Genomic DNA, 15617 nt, shown 5'->3' with positions numbered 1-15617 from the left:
CTTGCCCTGCTGGTTGTTGCAGGACAAGGCAGGCGGTCTTTCTGTCAGTGGGTGTTACCAATCAACGCCATAATCTCTTCACTGCTGCCGGTTTCACCCAGACGCGGAAAGATCCGACTGATGCTGTTGTGATGGGTATCGGCATTAAGGTCGGTCATCGCATCGGTGGCTAACGTGACGTTGTAACCTGATTCATACGCCTGACGGGCCGTGGACTCGACGCCGATGCTGGTCGCAATCCCGCAGATCACGACCTGGGTAACGCCACGCGCCTGCAGTTCGTCATGCAGTGTGGTGCCGTGAAATGCACCCCAGGTTTTCTTGGTGACGGTAAGGTCATCCTGCTGAGGCGTCATCGCCGGAACCAGCGTGGCCCAGTCGGCAGGCAATTCGCCGCTGTGACGTCCCTGCTCATTGCGGCCCGGTGCGGCACCGGCCACGTTCACCAGTACCACAGGCAGCTGGTGCGCGCGAAAGGCCTCTGCCAGTGCGGCACAACGATCGATTACCGGCTCTGGCGCATGCACCAGCGGCAGCGCCACAATGCCATGTTGCAGGTCGATAACAATCAGCGCAGTTTTTGCATCAAGTGTGGTTACAGCCATGTTGGATCCTCAGGGTTATTCGTCAGCGAGTCGTTGCAGCAGAGGGAGAACGTCGGTCAGTTGCTGCTGTTCTGCCGGGCTCAGCCGGGCCGCCAGCGTCCGCACCAGCCAGTCCTCGCGCATTGCCCGGCTCGACGTGATGACCGCCAGACTTGCGGGCGTCGGAAGATAACGCGTTTTGCGACCATCATGGGGATCAGGCTCGCCTGTCACCAGGCCTGACGCCAGTAAACCAGCTACGGTCGCGCCCATCGACTGGGTTCGTACGCCCTCAGCCGCAGCCAGTTGCGTCACCGTCATCGCCCCGTCGCGCACCAGATGGCCCAGCACCGCCACCTGGGACCAGGTCAGTTCCCCGGGCGGGGCTGACTCGCGCAGGCGTCGCGCCAGCTTACCCACCAGCATCCGTAGTATGGCGGCGGAATCTGTCAAATCGCTCATTGTCCCTCTCTGTGAACCGGCAAAAGTATAGAGATACGAAGGTAAACTGTGTAGTTTGCGCCCGTATCAATTTGTAACGTCAGGCCGTTGCGGGTAGTGAATCAGGCTGTGAAAACGCAGCGGTGTGCTGAGCGGGTTGCGGTAGCTGTGCGGCATATCGGCCTCAAAGCGGAACGCCTCACCCGCGAGCAGGCGCCGCCAGACCTCTCCGACCGCCAGCAGCAGTTCGCCCTCAATAACCACCACCTGCTCCACACAGCCTGCTTCGTGGGGCGACGAGTGGCTCTGCGCACCCGCCGCCAGCTCCACCGCCAGCAGTTCAAACCGCAGCTTTGGATCGTAAGGCAGCAGAGGCCGGACGGCCATCCCGGCGTCAGGCTGACTGAATCCCGGCGCAGCCCCGGAGGCGATCACCCGGGAGTCGATGAAAAACGAAAAAGGAACGTTAAACCCGGTGGCGATCTTCCACAGCGTGGCGATGGTCGGGCTGGATTCGCCGCGCTCAATCTGCCCCAGCATCGCTTTACTGACGCCGGTTCGCTCCGCCGTCAGCGTCAGACTCCAGCCGTTGGCCTGACGCAACTGCCTGAGCGCATCGCTCAGGTGTTGCTGAAAATCCGCCATTATTTCTCCTGATTGGCATGCTGAATAAAAATAACAGACCAAGAGTGTAACACTTGTGCGTTATAGCGCACTATGCCACGCTGTACGCTATAACGCACAACCCGATTGAGAAGTGAGAGATGACACGAGCGGAACAGGCCTCATTTACTCTGCCGATGCTGGTTTCCGGCTTTGTTGCCGTACTGGTAGGCTACAGCAGCAGCGGCGCGATTATCTATCAGATGTTTCAGGCGGCGGGCGCTACGCCCGCGCAGATCGGCGGCTGGCTGTCGGTTCTGGGTCTTGCACAGGGAATCGTCTCTCTTTGCCTGTCGCTGCGCTACCGGATGCCGGTGCTTGCCGCCTGGTCCACGCCCGGCGCGGCGCTGCTGGCGACCAGTTTTCACGGCGTCACGCTGAATGAGGCGGTAGGGGTTTTCCTCTTTGCCAACCTGCTGATTGTACTTTGTGGCGTGACTGGCCTGTTCGCCCGTCTGATGAACCACATCCCCGCCTCGCTGGCGGCGGCGATGCTGGCGGGTATTCTGCTGCGCTTCGGGCTGCAGACCTTCGCCGATTTGCAGAGCAACTTCACTTTATGCGGCAGCATGTGCCTGGCCTGGCTGCTCGCGCGCCGCTGGCTGGCCCGCTACGCCATCCTGGTGACACTGCTGGCAGGCATCTTGGTCGCTCTGGCACAGCACGCCATCCATTTTCCGCCGCAGGCGGTCAGACTGGCACTGCCGGAGCCGATCATGCCGCACTTTACCCTGACCCTGCTGCTGGGCACAGGCCTGCCCTATTTTCTGGTCACAATGGCGTCGCAGAATGCGCCCGGCATTGCAACCCTGCAGGCGCACGGCTATCGTCCGCCCGTCTCTGCCCTGATGACCCGCACCGGGCTGACGGCACTGCTGCTGTCGCCGTTTGGCGGTTTTTCGGTCTGCGTCGCCGCGATCACTGCCGCCATCTGCATGAGCGAGGAGGTCGATCCCGACCCCCGGAAACGCTGGCGTGCGGCGGTACTGGCCGGCGTTTTCTATCTGCTGGCAGGCGCATCAGGCGCGCTGATCGCCGTGCTGTTCAGCGCCCTGCCTGCGGTACTGATCGAGGCGCTCGCCGGTCTGGCCCTGCTGGCCACCCTGGGCGGCAGCCTGCAACGGGCACTGGAGCAGCCAGCGGAACGTGACAGCGCGCTGATTACCTTTCTGATCACCGCGTCGGGCGTATCACTGCTGGGCATCGGACCCGCTTTCTGGGGACTGAGCGGGGGCATACTCGCTCACCTGCTGCTGGTGCGCAAAACGGGCTGAAGATCGCATTGTTCTGAAATTGCGGTTATTTTTACGTCAGCCCGCGAAAAAAACAGTGGATTTAGCCCCTTTTCTGCCGTTTGATTTGTCATTGCCCGGCGTAAAATCAATTTAATCGTCGATAACACGCGATTTTCTGCCTCAGACAACGACCGATAAGGGCCCAACAGGTGGCAAAAACTTTTCTGCGCAGCGGTAAATTAGATGCTGTTCTGGCGCTAGGTGAAAATGGCCAGCCGGTCTACGCCTCAGCACTGCAAATTCGTGAAACGCTGCGCCTGCGCCGTCAGAGCGCACTGGCAGATTGCCTGGCGATCCCGCAGGCCAATGAACGGGGCGATCGCCTCGACTGGTATGCTCCTTTCAACGGTCGGGTAAAATCCTGGCTGGGCGCGAGCGATCATGAACGTCGCGCGGCCCTGCAGCAGCTCACTGCCTGCCAGCAGGATATGCAGGATCTCAGCACGCGCGCGCGCGCGGCGGAGAACCCCGCCATGCGGCTGTTTGGTGCGTTGCTGAGCAAAACCCTGCAGTTTCCCGATCAGCAATATGTCTATCTGGTGGATGGCAAACCGGTCATCACGTTCTGGGGCTTTGTCGATGCCCAGGCACGCAGCCGCGATGATCCGCTGGCCTGTCTGCGCGATACGCTTGAGGAGAACCTGCCGGTCGCGCTGGTTGAGCCGCTGCCCGAGCTGCCAGTCGCGCCCGTGGCCGCCGAACCCGTGCTGATGGCGGAACCTGCACCTGAAGCGGTGGAAGAACCGCAGCCGGTGGTGATGACGCCTGAGCCGGTGCAACAGAAACCTGCCCCGGCGCGCCGCCCTTTACGTGTCTGGTATCTGCTGCCGCCGGTGGCGATTGCGGCCGCCGTCGTGGTGGCGGTGCTGCTGCATCGTCCCGCATCCGAAGCGCCGGTTGAGAGCGCGAAAGTCAGTGCAGAACCTGCGACGACGCCGGTTGCGGTTGCGTCGCCAACATCGGCCGCTGCGCCAGCCCAGGCCGCGGCGACGCCCGCTGTCGCGCCCCCTGCCGTGATGGCCGCCGCGGAGAATCTCCCGGAGACGCTGCCGCAGAAACCGGCCAGCGTCGCAGCGCCTGAAGCCGCACCGACCGCCTCATCTGCTACCCTTGCCAGTGTAGTGACGCCTGCGGTGCCGGCCCGCCCCGATGACCTGATCGTTACGCCTGATGCGGTGCGCGAAGGTCAGGTTCAGGTCATCGATGGCCGCTGGCGCGTCACCATCAACCAGATGCCAACACCGACCGGTAAACCGCCGGTGATGCGTTTCCAGTTCAAAAATGGCAAAGGCAGCGTGCAGGTGACTCAGGGTAATACCAGCTGCAAAGCGGATGTCAGCGCGGCCATGACCAGCGCCGGCAACCTGGTCATTGAGAGCCGTTACACGGCGAAGTGCCAGAACGGTTCGCGCTACCGTATGCCGCTGCTGGTCTGCCACGCGAGTATCGGTGCCGCAGTGTGCGAAGCGCAGTATGCGGAAGACCGGATCTTCCCGATGACGATTAAGCGTGAGAGTAAATAACGATGCTGGCTCCCCTGATCGATGACAAACAAAAAATTACGCTGATTGAAAACAGCGGTGTGCAGTTTCTTGATTTCGGCCTGCAGCTCTCTGCCACCCCGGCGCGTCGCCAGTTCGTGCGTCAGACCGCCAACGGCCCGCTGCTGCGCCTGAACGTTGACGGCAACAGCGGCAGGTTCCTGCTCTACCCGGAAGATGGCGGTGCCGCAGAAGTGGTGCGCCCGGAGTCCGATATCGCGCTGGCCGACTCCCTTACGCTTCTGTCCGCCTGCTGGCTGCCGCTGCCCATGCTGCGCTGCGCTAGCGGACGCCGTTTCATCGGCGGCCCGGAAAACTGGGCGCGGATGCGTCTGGTCGCCCTGCCCGCCCCTGATGCGGCGGGCAATACCCATCGCGTCACCCTGGCGTTCGACACCCGCTGTGTCGCGGAGCAGGATGGCGGCGAACAGCTTGGCCTGACGCCCGCTGATGCGCAAAACGGCGTGACCTTCGCGCTCGCCTGGCACAACTATGAACTGGGCGACTTTCTCGATCTCACCTGGGTTGACGGCTGGCTACGGGAAATTTTTACCGACCGCGTCGGCGATCGTCGTGAACAGGCGATCAATCAGGCGCTTCGCGAATTTGAGTATCAGGCGCACTATCTCAATCTGCTGGAGCTACTGGGCGAACAGCTCGACCTCAGCGAGATCCATATTCAGGCCGCCACGCTGCAGACCCCGGCCGTCAGCGTCGACATCATTCTCGACGTCGGCAATTCCCATACCTGCGGCATCCTGGTGGAAGATCACCCGGAAGAGAGCAACGGCCTGAAGCAGACCTATGAACTGCAGCTGCGCGATCTCGCCCAGCCGCATCAGGTTTATAATGAGCTGTTCGACAGTCGCCTGGAGTTTGCTGAAGCACACTTTGGCAAGGCAAACTTCTCGCTGGAGAGCGGCCGCGAACAGGCCTTTATGTGGCCTTCTCTGACGCGTGTCGGACGTGAAGCGAGCCGTCTGGCGCTGCAGCGCGCAGGACTGGAAGGCAGCACCGGCCTCTCCAGCCCGCGCCGCTATCTCTGGGATGAGGCGCGCTATCAGCCAGGCTGGCGCTTTAACACGCCGGGTGAGCAGAGCGAGCCGCTGGCCTATGCTGCGCCGTTTACCACCCTGCTGAACGACGAAGGCCAGCCGCTTTCGACGCTGTCGCCGGACGACCGCCTGCCGGTCTTTTCCCCTCACTACAGCCGCAGCTCGCTGATGACCTTTATGCTGTGCGAGCTGCTGGCGCAGGCACTGATGCAGATGAACAGTGCTGCTCAGCGTCAGCGGATGCCACAGAGTCACGCGCCGCGTCAGCTGCGCCATGTCATCCTGACGCTGCCTTCGGCGATGCCGAAGCCAGAGCGCGAAATCTTCCGTCGCAGAATGCAGGAGGCGCTGACGCTGGTCTGGAAAGCCGAAGGCTGGCTGACCGACGAGGATGAGCTGGCTCCGGCACTGCCGCGTCAGAGTCCAAAACCGCTGCCGGACGTGCAGATGGAGTGGGATGAGGCGACATGTGGTCAGATGGTCTGGCTGTTCAACGAAACACAAGTCAACTTTGCCGGTCGCGCTGAAGACTTTTTCAGCAGCATGGCGCGCCCGGATCGTCCGCGTGAAGCGGATGAGCTGCCCGGCAAGAGCCTGCGCATCGCCTCGATCGATATCGGTGGCGGCACCACCGATCTGGCGATCACCCAGTATCGCCTGGATGATGGTCAGGGTAACAATGTCAAAATCACACCGCGCCTGCTGTTTCGTGAAGGGTTCAAAGTGGCGGGCGACGATATCCTGCTGGATGTGATTCAGCTGTGGATTCTGCCTGCGCTGCAACAGCACCTGCAGAAAGCGGGCCTGGCCCTGACCGATCCACTGATGAACAAACTCTTTGGTCACGATAGCCGTATGGACGGTCAGGCTACGCTACGTCAGCAGGTGACGTTACAGCTCTTTATTCCGCTGGCACAGGCCGTGCTGGAACGCTACGAAAACTGGGATCCGCTGGAGAGCCACGCCGAGATCAATGCGCTGTTCGGCGAGCTGATTGAACAGGTGCCAGGCGAAGCGGTGCTGGCGTTTGTGAACGGCGAGATTCAGCGCGAGCTGGGCGGTCACGGCCGCTTCGACCTGCTGCAGGTGCCGCTGGTGGTCAGCCTGTCGCAGCTTCACGGCGAATTTATGCAGCACCGCATGGCGATCATTCCGGCGCTGCGCTCAATGTGTGAAGTGGTATCGCTCTATCAGTGTGACGTGCTGCTGCTGACCGGCCGGCCGTCGCGTTTCCCGGGCATTCAGGCGCTGGTGCGCCATCTGCAGCCGCTGCCGGGCAGCCGCATTCTGTCGCTGGAGGGCTATCACACCAGCGACTGGTATCCGTTTAACAAGCATGGCCGTATCGATAATCCGAAGTCTACTGCGGCGGTGGGTGCAATGCTCTGCCTGCTGGCGCTGGATCTGCGTCTCAGCAGTTTCTGGTTCCGCGCGGGCGATTTTGAGCCTTACTCGACGATTCGCTACCTGGGCATGCTCGATGAAAACCAGGCGCTGACCGATGAGAATCTCTGCTACAGCGAAATCGATCTCGACGATCCTGATTATGCGCTGGATAAAAAAAGCAGTTTTCGTATCCGCGGCAACGTCTGTCTGGGTTTCCGCCAGCTCGATAACGATCGCTGGCCCGCCTCGCCGCTCTACAGCCTGACGCTCAACGACGCCACACTGGCGCGCAAAGTGGCCGGGGAGAGCGTGCTGCGCATCCGCCTGGCGGTGAAAGCCGGTCCGGGAGCCACCGGCCCGGAAAATCTGGTGCTGAGCGATGCGCGTCTGGACGACGGTACCCGCGTGCCGCTGGAGCAGTTAAGTCTGAAGCTGAATACCCTGTCGGCCACCGGCAATGCCAATGCGCAATACTGGATTGACAGCGGGAGCGTATGTAAACGATGAAAGCCCTGAAACCCCGCCAGCCGCAGACGCTGGCAAAACGCCTGAACCTGCTGCAGGATGCCCTGAATCAGAGCCTGGCCTGGATTGAAGAAAACCGTGAACAGTCGCCGCGCCTGGCGCTGGAAGCGGAAACCCTGACGCTGCAACTGCGTCAGGCGCGCGTACAGACCCAGGCGCTGGCGCAGCAGGTCGCACGTCCGGTGACGCTGGCGCTGTTTGGTCAGTCGCAGGCCGGAAAAGCCTGGCTGCTGAATGAGATGGTGGCTGACGCCCAGGGCCAGTTAATGACCCGCATGGGTGACAAGCTGCTGAGCTGGTTCCAGCATATCAATCCCGGCAACCTCGATTTTGCGACGGCAACCCGTTTCAGCCATCAGCGTGAGCCGCTCTCCGGCGAGTGGCCGGTTGAACTGGCGCTGCTGAGCGAGGCTGAGATCGTACGGCTGATGGTCGCCTGTGCCGGTGAGCGCGCGCCCGACACCGCGCAGATCGACAGCGCGCTGCAGCGCCTGCAGCGTCATCGTCTGGCGACGCCGCTGGCGGGCCTGGAAGGCGATGCGCTGGTGACGCTCTGGTCCTGGTGCCGACGCCGTCCGCACTACGATGCCCGGCTCGATCGCCATTTCTGGCCGCAGGCAGTTGAACTGGCGCCCTGGCTGAGTGTGGATGACCGCGTACAGCTCTTTTCGCTGCTCTGGCCGTCGCAACCGGCACTCAATGAGATGCTGCGCAGCCTGCTGCATCTGCGTCATCAGCTGCGCAACAGCAGCCGCCTGCTCGCGCCCCTGAGCCTGCTCACCGATGCGTCACTGCTGCCGGCTGAACAGCTGATTGTGCCCGCCAGCGACCAGGATCAGCAGCAACGGGTCGAAGTCTGTCCGCTGAATGGCAACCGTATTGGCAAGGCACAGCATGTGCCGCTGGGTTTGCTGGCTCTGCTGACCCTGGAGGTGCTGGTGCCGCTTTGCTCCACACCGCGCACCGCACTCTATGACGATGCCGACATGCTTGAACTGCCCGCGCCCGGTCAGCCCGCTGACGCAATCGTGCAGGATGACCGGCAGCGCCTGCGTCAGCAGGAGCCGTTACGGGCGCAGTTGCTGGAGCAGAAACGCGCACTGCTGCCCGGCTTCTACGCTACCCGGCAGGCAATCGACCTGCTGATTGTCTGCACCGCCGCCAGCCAGCGTCAGGATGCCAGTCTGGTGAGCGAGTCACTGCGTGAATGGCAGCGTCAGCAGCCTGTGCAGGAATCTGGCGGGAAACCCCGGCTTATCTGGGCGATTACTCCTTTCGATAGCCGCCATCAGCAGGTCAACGTGGATGAAGCCGTGCAGCGCCAGATGGGACAGCCTGGTCAGCACTGGGGATCGATGCTGGCCCTGGATCGCGCGGGCGTTGACCGCATGGCGAGCTGGTTACAGGATGAGATGCAGCCGGAGGCCCGCCGCGACATGTTGCTGGCGCAGCTGGCACAGATTCAGCATACCGTGGTCGAGCGCCGCTTGCTGCCGTGGACCGAAGCGGAAGCCTCACCGGAACAGGCGGACCGTAAACAGAACATCGCCGACACGCTGCTGAAGTGTTTGCAGCATCGTACCGGCCTGCACGGTGAGCTGCTGGAACGCCTGCAGCCGCCGCGTGAGGCACTGCGTCAGCTGTGGCTGAATCAGTCTGCCCTGCCAGGCAGCAAACCAGCCAATCTGCAGGCGCCGGAGAATCAGTTCGGGATTGGATTTGAATTTGACCTGTTCAGCGAAAGTCCGGCTGAAGCGCCGGTTCAGCCGCGTCAGAGTCTGCCGGGCGCGCAGCAGTTTCCGCGTCAGGTGATGCTGCTGTGGCTGGATCATCTGCGTCAGCTGCCGGAGAATCGCAGCCTGCTGGCGTTGCTGAACGTGGATAAGGCGACGATGGAGTGGCTGGTCGAGGAGCTGATCACGGCCGGATTCCGCACCGATATCGCGCAAAAATTGCAACAGGCGCTGCATGAGCCTGACACGCAGAGCGTCAGTCATGAATCCCGTGCCGACCGTCAGGTGACGCGGGCGATGACGGTGCTGGGTGATTTTGTCGCCTGGCTCGGCTTTTTACAGCGGCCTGAAAACGAGCGGCCTGCCAGCCGGGTCAACCGCGGTCAGGTCATCTTTTCACGTCCGCCCGCGCCCAGCGTCAGCTTCGGTGCCGGTCAGCGCCTCACCCGGCTTTCTGCCGCGCCGGCTAACCACACCGCCTACTACATCTACGACTGGCTGGTCGGACTGAATCAGGTCATCATCGAGAACAATGGCTATACCGGCGGCGGCGATCTGCCGTCGCGGGCGCGTGACGCGCTGATTGCCCTGCTTAAGCCGCTGCGCGCCTAATCACTAATCAGGCGCAGCTCGCCCGCCAGCGACTGCGCCGCCTCCTCCAGCAGCGCCAGCACTGGCGCTAAGTCGGGCTGCTGCGCAGCAACGTGCTGCAGCCGCACCGTGGCAGGCAGTGCCATCCCACCGGTCAGCCAGTCCCACAGCGCATCCAGATTATGACCAAAATTTGCCGGGCAGCCGCTCTGCTCAGCAAACTGCTGATAAAAGGCGGCGCGCGTGGTCAGCTGACGCAGGTCAAAAGTCAGATCAAGCATGATCAGGGCACCTGTCTGAAACTGCGGTAGTGATCGGTTGAAAGAAATACGAGGCCGTCTGAGGAGTAGACCAGCCTGTCGGCATCGCGATGACCACAGCGATAGTTCACATCCGCCTCATACCACTGACGACCAGCTCGTGTGGGCAGCCGTTTTTCACGGTTGGCAAAACGATCGCCGCCGATAGCTTTGCCGGGCAACACGTCACACAGATTGCCCTTCTCCGGGTTCCAGCCACGCTTGCGCGCGTCGCTTTTCGTCAGATAGTAATCCGGTAAATGCTGATGCTGCAGAACCCAGCGTGCGACGGTGCGGGCATCGGTGAGGGTAGCGATATCAGGCTGAGCGGGTGCTGAAACACGATTCAGCCAGGGTTTGAGGCCGTAGAAACAGACCGCGAGGACAAGGAAAAGTCCAATCCAGAGTTTTTTTGACATAATGGCATCCGTGGCGACAGGATGCAGATGATACCAGTTTTGCGCGCAGAGAAAAGCGCGGGCCAGACATGCTGGCCCTGGCGAGGTTATGCGGCGTGCGAATCCCCGCTGTGTCGACGCCATGCACCGGGTGCGACACCATACTGACGTTTGAAGCTGCGATTAAAGGATTGCTGTGAATCGAAGCCCAGTGATATCGCCACGTTCAGAATCGGTTCGTCGGTGCTGGTCAGGCGATCGGCTGATTTCTTCAGCTTCTTCACGCGGATGTACTCACCCAGCGGATAGCCCGTGTGTTCTTTGAACATGCGCTGCAGGTGCCACTTGGAGTAACCCGCGCGCTCTGAAACGGTATCCAGATCCAGACGTGCTTCGATATTGTTATCAATCCAGTCGATTAAATCGTGAATAAAGGCGTCACTCATCATTCCAGTCTCTCCTGTCGCCGTGGCGAAAAGTATTAGTATCAGTTGCAGTTACACTTAAGGGTGGCTGACTATGCCATTTAATGCAAGTTTTATTAGTACATTAAATGCCGCACACTTTGTGTGGATTTAACGCATGCTGCTCAGGCTTTCATCGCCCGCGTCAGACCGCACATAAAGTGTATCTGTTATTCTTGCAGTTGCCAGTGACGCCAGCCTACACTCACCGCGATTAATTGCAATCTTGAAAGTTGCAAATATTGACCAGATGGTCACCTGTTACTCTTTATCGCGGAAAGACAATAATGATTACGAACCGGGTTCGTCAGGGCTTGACCCTCTTTGGGATGATACTGCTTATCGCGCAGCTCAGCGGCTGCGACAAGGGAGTTGCGCAAAACGCCCCGCCCGCCCCGCCTGAGGTGAGCGCCGCGCCGGTGCTGATTAAGCCGGTCAGCCAGTGGGACAACTTCAATGGCCGGATAGAGGCGGTGCAGAGCGTGCAGCTGCGTCCACGCGTTTCCGGCTACATCGACGCGGTAAACTATCGCGAAGGCGATGAGGTTCGCAAAGGTCAGGTGCTGTTTACCATCGACGATCGCAGTTACCGCGCGGCGCTGGAGCAGGCCAGAGCGGAACTGGCCCGGGCGCGCAGTCAGGCAAACCTGGCCCGCAGCGAATCGGGCCGCAGCGAGAAGCTGATCGGCACCCAGGCGATCTCCCGCGAAGCCTGGGAACAGCGGCGCGCCGCGGCCAGTCAGGCACAGGCAGAGGTGCTGGCGGCAGAGGCCGCGGTCGATATGGCCCAGCTGAATCTGGACTTTACCCGCGTCACCGCGCCCATTGATGGCCGCGCCAGCCGTGCCATGATCACCGCCGGTAACCTGGTGACCGCGGGCGACAGCGCCAGTGTCCTGACCACGCTGGTGTCGCAGCAGCAGATGTATGTCTATTTTGACGTGGATGAGAACACCTTCCTGCACTATCAGGCGATGGCGCGTCAGGGCCAGCAGCGTCATGCCCTGCCGGTTGAGATTGCGCTGACCGGCGAGCAGGGCTTCCCGCATCAGGGCAAAGTGGATTTCCTGGATAATCAGCTGACCGCCAGCACCGGCACTATTCGCATGCGCGCCCTGCTCGACAATCAGCAGCGTCAGTTTACGCCAGGTCTGTTTGCCCGCGTGCGGCTGCCCGGCAGCGCGCAGTTCGAGGCCATGCTGATCGATGACAAGGCGGTACTGACCGATCAGGATCGCAGGTATGTCTATGTGGTGGACGGTGAAGGCAAGGCGCAGCGGCGTGATATCCAGCCTGGCGCGATGGTGGATGGCCTGCGTATCGTGAAATCGGGTCTGCAAGCCGGAGACCGGGTGATTGTCGCCGGTCTGCAAAAAGTCTTCATGCCGGGCATGCCCGTTACCGCTCAGCAGGTCGCCATGCGCGCGACAGCCGCTCACTAATCCGAGGCCGCTATGGACTTTTCCCGCTTTTTTATCGATCGGCCTATTTTTGCCGCGGTGCTGTCGATTCTGATCTTCGTTACCGGGATGATTGCCATTCCGCTGCTGCCGATCAGTGAGTATCCTGATGTTGTCCCGCCCAGCGTACAGGTGCGTGCCGAATACCCGGGCGCGAACCCGAAAGTGATCGCCGACTCCGTGGCGACGCCACTGGAAGAGGCGATCAACGGCGTTGAGAATATGATGTACATGAAGTCCGTTGCCGGTTCGGATGGCGTGCTGGTGACCACGGTGACCTTCCGTCCGGGCACCGACCCTGATCAGGCGCAGGTGCAGGTGCAGAACCGCGTCGCGCAGGCGGAAGCCCGCCTGCCGGAGGATGTGCGCCGGCTGGGAATCACCACCCAGAAAATGTCACCGACCCTGACGCTGGTCGTACACCTCTTCTCGCCGGACAATACCTACGATTCGCTCTATCTGCGTAACTACGCCACGCTTAAGGTGAAAGATGAGCTGGCGCGTCTGCCGGGTGTTGGTCAGATCCAGATTTTCGGCGCGGGTGAATATGCCATGCGCGTCTGGCTCGATCCCAACAAAGTGGCGGCGCGCGGCCTGACCGCCTCAGACGTGATTACCGCGATGCAGGAGCAGAACGTCCAGGTTTCGGCCGGTCAGCTGGGTGCGGAACCGCTGAAAAAGCAGAGTGATTTTCTGCTGTCGATCAACACTCAGGGACGACTGGAGAACGAGCAGCAGTTCGGCGATATCATCCTGAAAACCTCTGACGACGGTTCGCTGGTGCGGCTGCGCGATGTGGCACGCATCGAGATGGGTTCAGGCAGTTACGCCCTGCGCTCTCAGCTGAACAATAAAGATGCTGTCGGTATCGGTATCTTCCAGGCACCTGGCGCGAACGCCATCGATCTCTCCAATGCGGTTCGCGCCAAAATGGATGAGCTGGCGACCCGCTTCCCCAACGATGTGAAATGGGCCGCACCTTATGACCCGACGGTGTTTGTACGCGACTCGATTAAGGCTGTGGTGCAGACTCTGCTGGAAGCGGTGATCCTGGTGGTGCTGGTCGTGATCCTGTTCCTGCAGACCTGGCGTGCCTCCATCATTCCGCTGCTGGCCGTGCCGGTGTCGGTCGTCGGGACCTTCAGCGTGCTCTACCTGCTCGGTTTCTCGCTCAATACCCTCAGCCTGTTCGGACTGGTGCTGGCCATCGGGATTGTAGTCGATGACGCGATCGTGGTGGTCGAGAACGTCGAGCGTAACATTGAGATGGGACTGTCGCCGCGTGCCGCTGCGCATCAGGCAATGCGCGAAGTCTCCGGGCCTATCATTGCCATTGCGCTGGTGCTCTGCGCGGTGTTCGTGCCGATGGCGTTTCTGTCGGGCGTGACCGGACAGTTCTATAAGCAGTTTGCCACCACCATCGCGATCTCTACCGTGATTTCAGCAATTAACTCGCTGACGCTCTCGCCTGCACTGGCGGCGATGCTGCTGAAAGGCCATGACGCGCCGAAAGATCGGCTGACCCGGATTATTGATGCGCTGTTCGGCTGGCTGTTCCGTCCGTTTAACCGCTTCTTCCAGCGCAGTGCCCATGGATATGAATCGCTGGTTGGCCGCACGCTGCGTCGCCGTGGCGCGGTGTTCGCGGTCTATCTGCTGCTGCTGGCCGGGGCCGGGTTTATGTTCCACACGGTGCCGGGCGGCTTTATTCCAACGCAGGATAAGCTCTATCTGATTGGTGGCGTCAAAATGCCGGAAGGCTCCTCGCTGGCGCGGACCGATGAGGTGATTCGCAAAATGAGCGAAATCGGTATGCAGACGGACGGCGTCGCCTATGCGGTTGCCTTCCCCGGCCTGAATGCCCTGCAGTTCACCAATACGCCGAACAGCGGCACGGTCTTCTTTGGTCTGAAGCCCTTCAACGAGCGTAAGCATACGGCAGCCGAGATTAACGCGGAAATCAATGCGAAGATCGCCCAAATCCAGCAGGGCTTTGGCTTCTCTATTATGCCACCGCCGATCCTCGGGCTGGGTCAGGGATCAGGCTATTCGCTCTATGTGCAGGATCGCGCCGGTCTGGGCTATGGCGCATTGCAGACAGCGATCAATACGCTGTCAGGCAGCATCATGCAGACGCCGGGTATGCACTTCCCTATTTCCTCCTATCAGGCCAACGTGCCGCAGCTGGATGTTCAGGTCGATCGGGACAAAGCGAAAGCGCAGGGTGTGTCGCTGACCGCGCTGTTCAGCACGCTACAGACCTATCTCGGCTCTTCTTACGTGAATGACTTCAACCGTTTTGGCCGAACCTGGCGGGTGATGGCGCAGGCGGATGGGGAGTTCCGCGACAGCGTTGAGGATATTGCGAACCTGCGAACCCGCAACGATCGCGGCGAGATGGTGCCGATTGGCAGCATGGTCAACATTACCACCACTTACGGTCCCGATCCGGTGATCCGTTATAACGGCTATCCGGCGGCGGATCTGATCGGTGATGCCGACCCGCGCATCCTCTCCTCCGCACAGGCGATGAGCCAGCTGGAAGTGATGTCCGGTCAGCTCCTGCCCAACGGCATGAACATCGAGTGGACCGACCTGAGTTATCAGCAGTCAACCCAGGGTAACACGGCGCTGATCGTCTTCCCGATGGCGGTGCTGCTGGCCTTCCTGGTGCTGGCCGCGCTCTATGAGAGCTGGACGCTGCCGCTGGCGGTCATCCTGATTGTGCCAATGACGCTGCTCTCTGCGCTGTTTGGCGTCTGGCTGACCGGCGGCGACAACAACGTCTTCGTGCAGGTCGGACTGGTGGTGCTGATGGGACTGGCATGCAAGAACGCGATTCTGATCGTCGAGTTCGCGCGGGAGCTGGAGATGCAGGGCAAAAGGATTACAGACGCGGCGCTGGAAGCGTGCCGCCTGCGTCTGCGCCCCATCGTGATGACCTCCATCGCCTTTATCGCCGGTACGGTGCCGCTGATTCTGGGGGAAGGCGCGGGCGCCGAAGTGCGGGGCGTGACCGGCATTACGGTCTTCTCCGGGATGCTGGGCGTGACGCTGTTCGGTCTGTTCCTGACGCCGGTGTTCTATGTCGCCCTGCGCAAGCTGGTGACGCGCCGGTCAGGTGATGCCGAAACTGTGACGGCGTAAACCCGCAACGTTGAAAGGGGCGATCGGATGATCGC

Annotated in this window: 12 protein-coding genes; 6 read left to right on the top strand and 6 right to left on the bottom strand. The window is 61.1% G+C overall.

Going from position 1 to position 15617, the window contains the following annotated elements; genetic code table 11:
- Positions 1 to 44: 44 nt before the first annotated feature.
- From ACLHDD_RS05995 to ACLHDD_RS05985, 3 genes are all read right to left on the bottom strand, one after another.
- Entirely contained in the window at positions 45 to 605 is a 561-nt protein-coding gene (locus tag ACLHDD_RS05995) for an isochorismatase family protein (RefSeq protein WP_427103352.1), read from the bottom strand.
- A 15-nt stretch (positions 606 to 620) separates the two neighbouring features.
- The gene (locus ACLHDD_RS05990) at positions 621 to 1046 is read right to left on the bottom strand and encodes a MarR family winged helix-turn-helix transcriptional regulator (protein WP_427103351.1); all 426 of its coding nucleotides are present in this window, start codon (positions 1044 to 1046) and stop codon (positions 621 to 623) included.
- Positions 1047 to 1112: 66 nt separating this feature from the next.
- On the bottom strand, positions 1113 to 1670 hold the full coding sequence (locus ACLHDD_RS05985) for a helix-turn-helix domain-containing protein (RefSeq protein ID WP_427103350.1): 558 nt from the start codon (positions 1668 to 1670) through the stop codon (positions 1113 to 1115).
- A gap of 119 nt (positions 1671 to 1789) precedes the next feature.
- Here ACLHDD_RS05985 and ACLHDD_RS05980 point away from each other — a divergent pair, with 119 nt between their 5' ends.
- From ACLHDD_RS05980 to ACLHDD_RS05965, 4 genes are all read left to right on the top strand, one after another.
- Positions 1790 to 2962 (top strand): benzoate/H(+) symporter BenE family transporter, encoded by a 1173-nt coding sequence (locus ACLHDD_RS05980; RefSeq protein ID WP_427103349.1) that lies wholly within the window; start codon positions 1790 to 1792, stop codon positions 2960 to 2962.
- 170 nt (positions 2963 to 3132) lie between these two features.
- A complete protein-coding gene (locus tag ACLHDD_RS05975; RefSeq protein ID WP_427103348.1) occupies positions 3133 to 4506 on the top strand; it encodes an SrfA family protein in 1374 nt (457 codons plus the stop codon).
- Positions 4507 to 4508: 2 nt separating this feature from the next.
- The gene (locus tag ACLHDD_RS05970) at positions 4509 to 7472 is read left to right on the top strand and encodes a virulence factor SrfB (protein ID WP_427103347.1); all 2964 of its coding nucleotides are present in this window, start codon (positions 4509 to 4511) and stop codon (positions 7470 to 7472) included.
- The gene (locus tag ACLHDD_RS05965) at positions 7469 to 9835 is read left to right on the top strand and encodes a virulence factor SrfC family protein (protein WP_427103346.1); all 2367 of its coding nucleotides are present in this window, start codon (positions 7469 to 7471) and stop codon (positions 9833 to 9835) included. The genes ACLHDD_RS05970 and ACLHDD_RS05965 overlap by 4 nt, the downstream gene beginning before the upstream one ends.
- Here ACLHDD_RS05965 and ACLHDD_RS05960 read toward each other — a convergent pair.
- The 3 genes from ACLHDD_RS05960 to ACLHDD_RS05950 all read right to left on the bottom strand — a co-directional run bounded on the left by ACLHDD_RS05960 (position 9832) and on the right by ACLHDD_RS05950 (position 10960).
- Positions 9832 to 10095 carry a barstar family protein gene (locus ACLHDD_RS05960; RefSeq protein WP_427103345.1) on the bottom strand — a complete coding sequence of 88 codons (264 nt, stop codon included), beginning with the start codon at positions 10093 to 10095 and terminating at the stop codon, positions 9832 to 9834. The two genes, ACLHDD_RS05965 and ACLHDD_RS05960, sit on opposite strands and share 4 nt — an antisense overlap.
- A gap of 2 nt (positions 10096 to 10097) precedes the next feature.
- Positions 10098 to 10532 (bottom strand): ribonuclease domain-containing protein, encoded by a 435-nt coding sequence (locus ACLHDD_RS05955; RefSeq protein WP_427103344.1) that lies wholly within the window; start codon positions 10530 to 10532, stop codon positions 10098 to 10100.
- A gap of 86 nt (positions 10533 to 10618) precedes the next feature.
- Entirely contained in the window at positions 10619 to 10960 is a 342-nt protein-coding gene (locus tag ACLHDD_RS05950; protein WP_009090299.1) for a helix-turn-helix domain-containing protein, read from the bottom strand.
- Positions 10961 to 11262: 302 nt separating this feature from the next.
- Here ACLHDD_RS05950 and ACLHDD_RS05945 point away from each other — a divergent pair, with 302 nt between their 5' ends.
- Together ACLHDD_RS05945 and oqxB are read left to right on the top strand one after the other, a co-directional pair.
- Complete coding sequence (locus ACLHDD_RS05945) at positions 11263 to 12417, top strand: efflux RND transporter periplasmic adaptor subunit (RefSeq protein ID WP_427103343.1); 1155 nt, start codon at positions 11263 to 11265, stop codon at positions 12415 to 12417.
- 12 nt (positions 12418 to 12429) lie between these two features.
- Positions 12430 to 15582 carry a multidrug efflux RND transporter permease subunit OqxB gene (gene oqxB, locus ACLHDD_RS05940; protein ID WP_427103342.1) on the top strand — a complete coding sequence of 1051 codons (3153 nt, stop codon included), beginning with the start codon at positions 12430 to 12432 and terminating at the stop codon, positions 15580 to 15582.
- Positions 15583 to 15617: the final 35 nt, after the last annotated feature.

Source organism: Pantoea sp. NSTU24, assembly GCF_050157905.1.
In the GTDB taxonomy this organism is placed as follows: Bacteria; Pseudomonadota; Gammaproteobacteria; order Enterobacterales; family Enterobacteriaceae; genus Pantoea.
The sequence above is the reverse complement of the archived record's forward strand: the minus strand, read 5'-3'. Positions and strand labels throughout refer to the sequence as shown.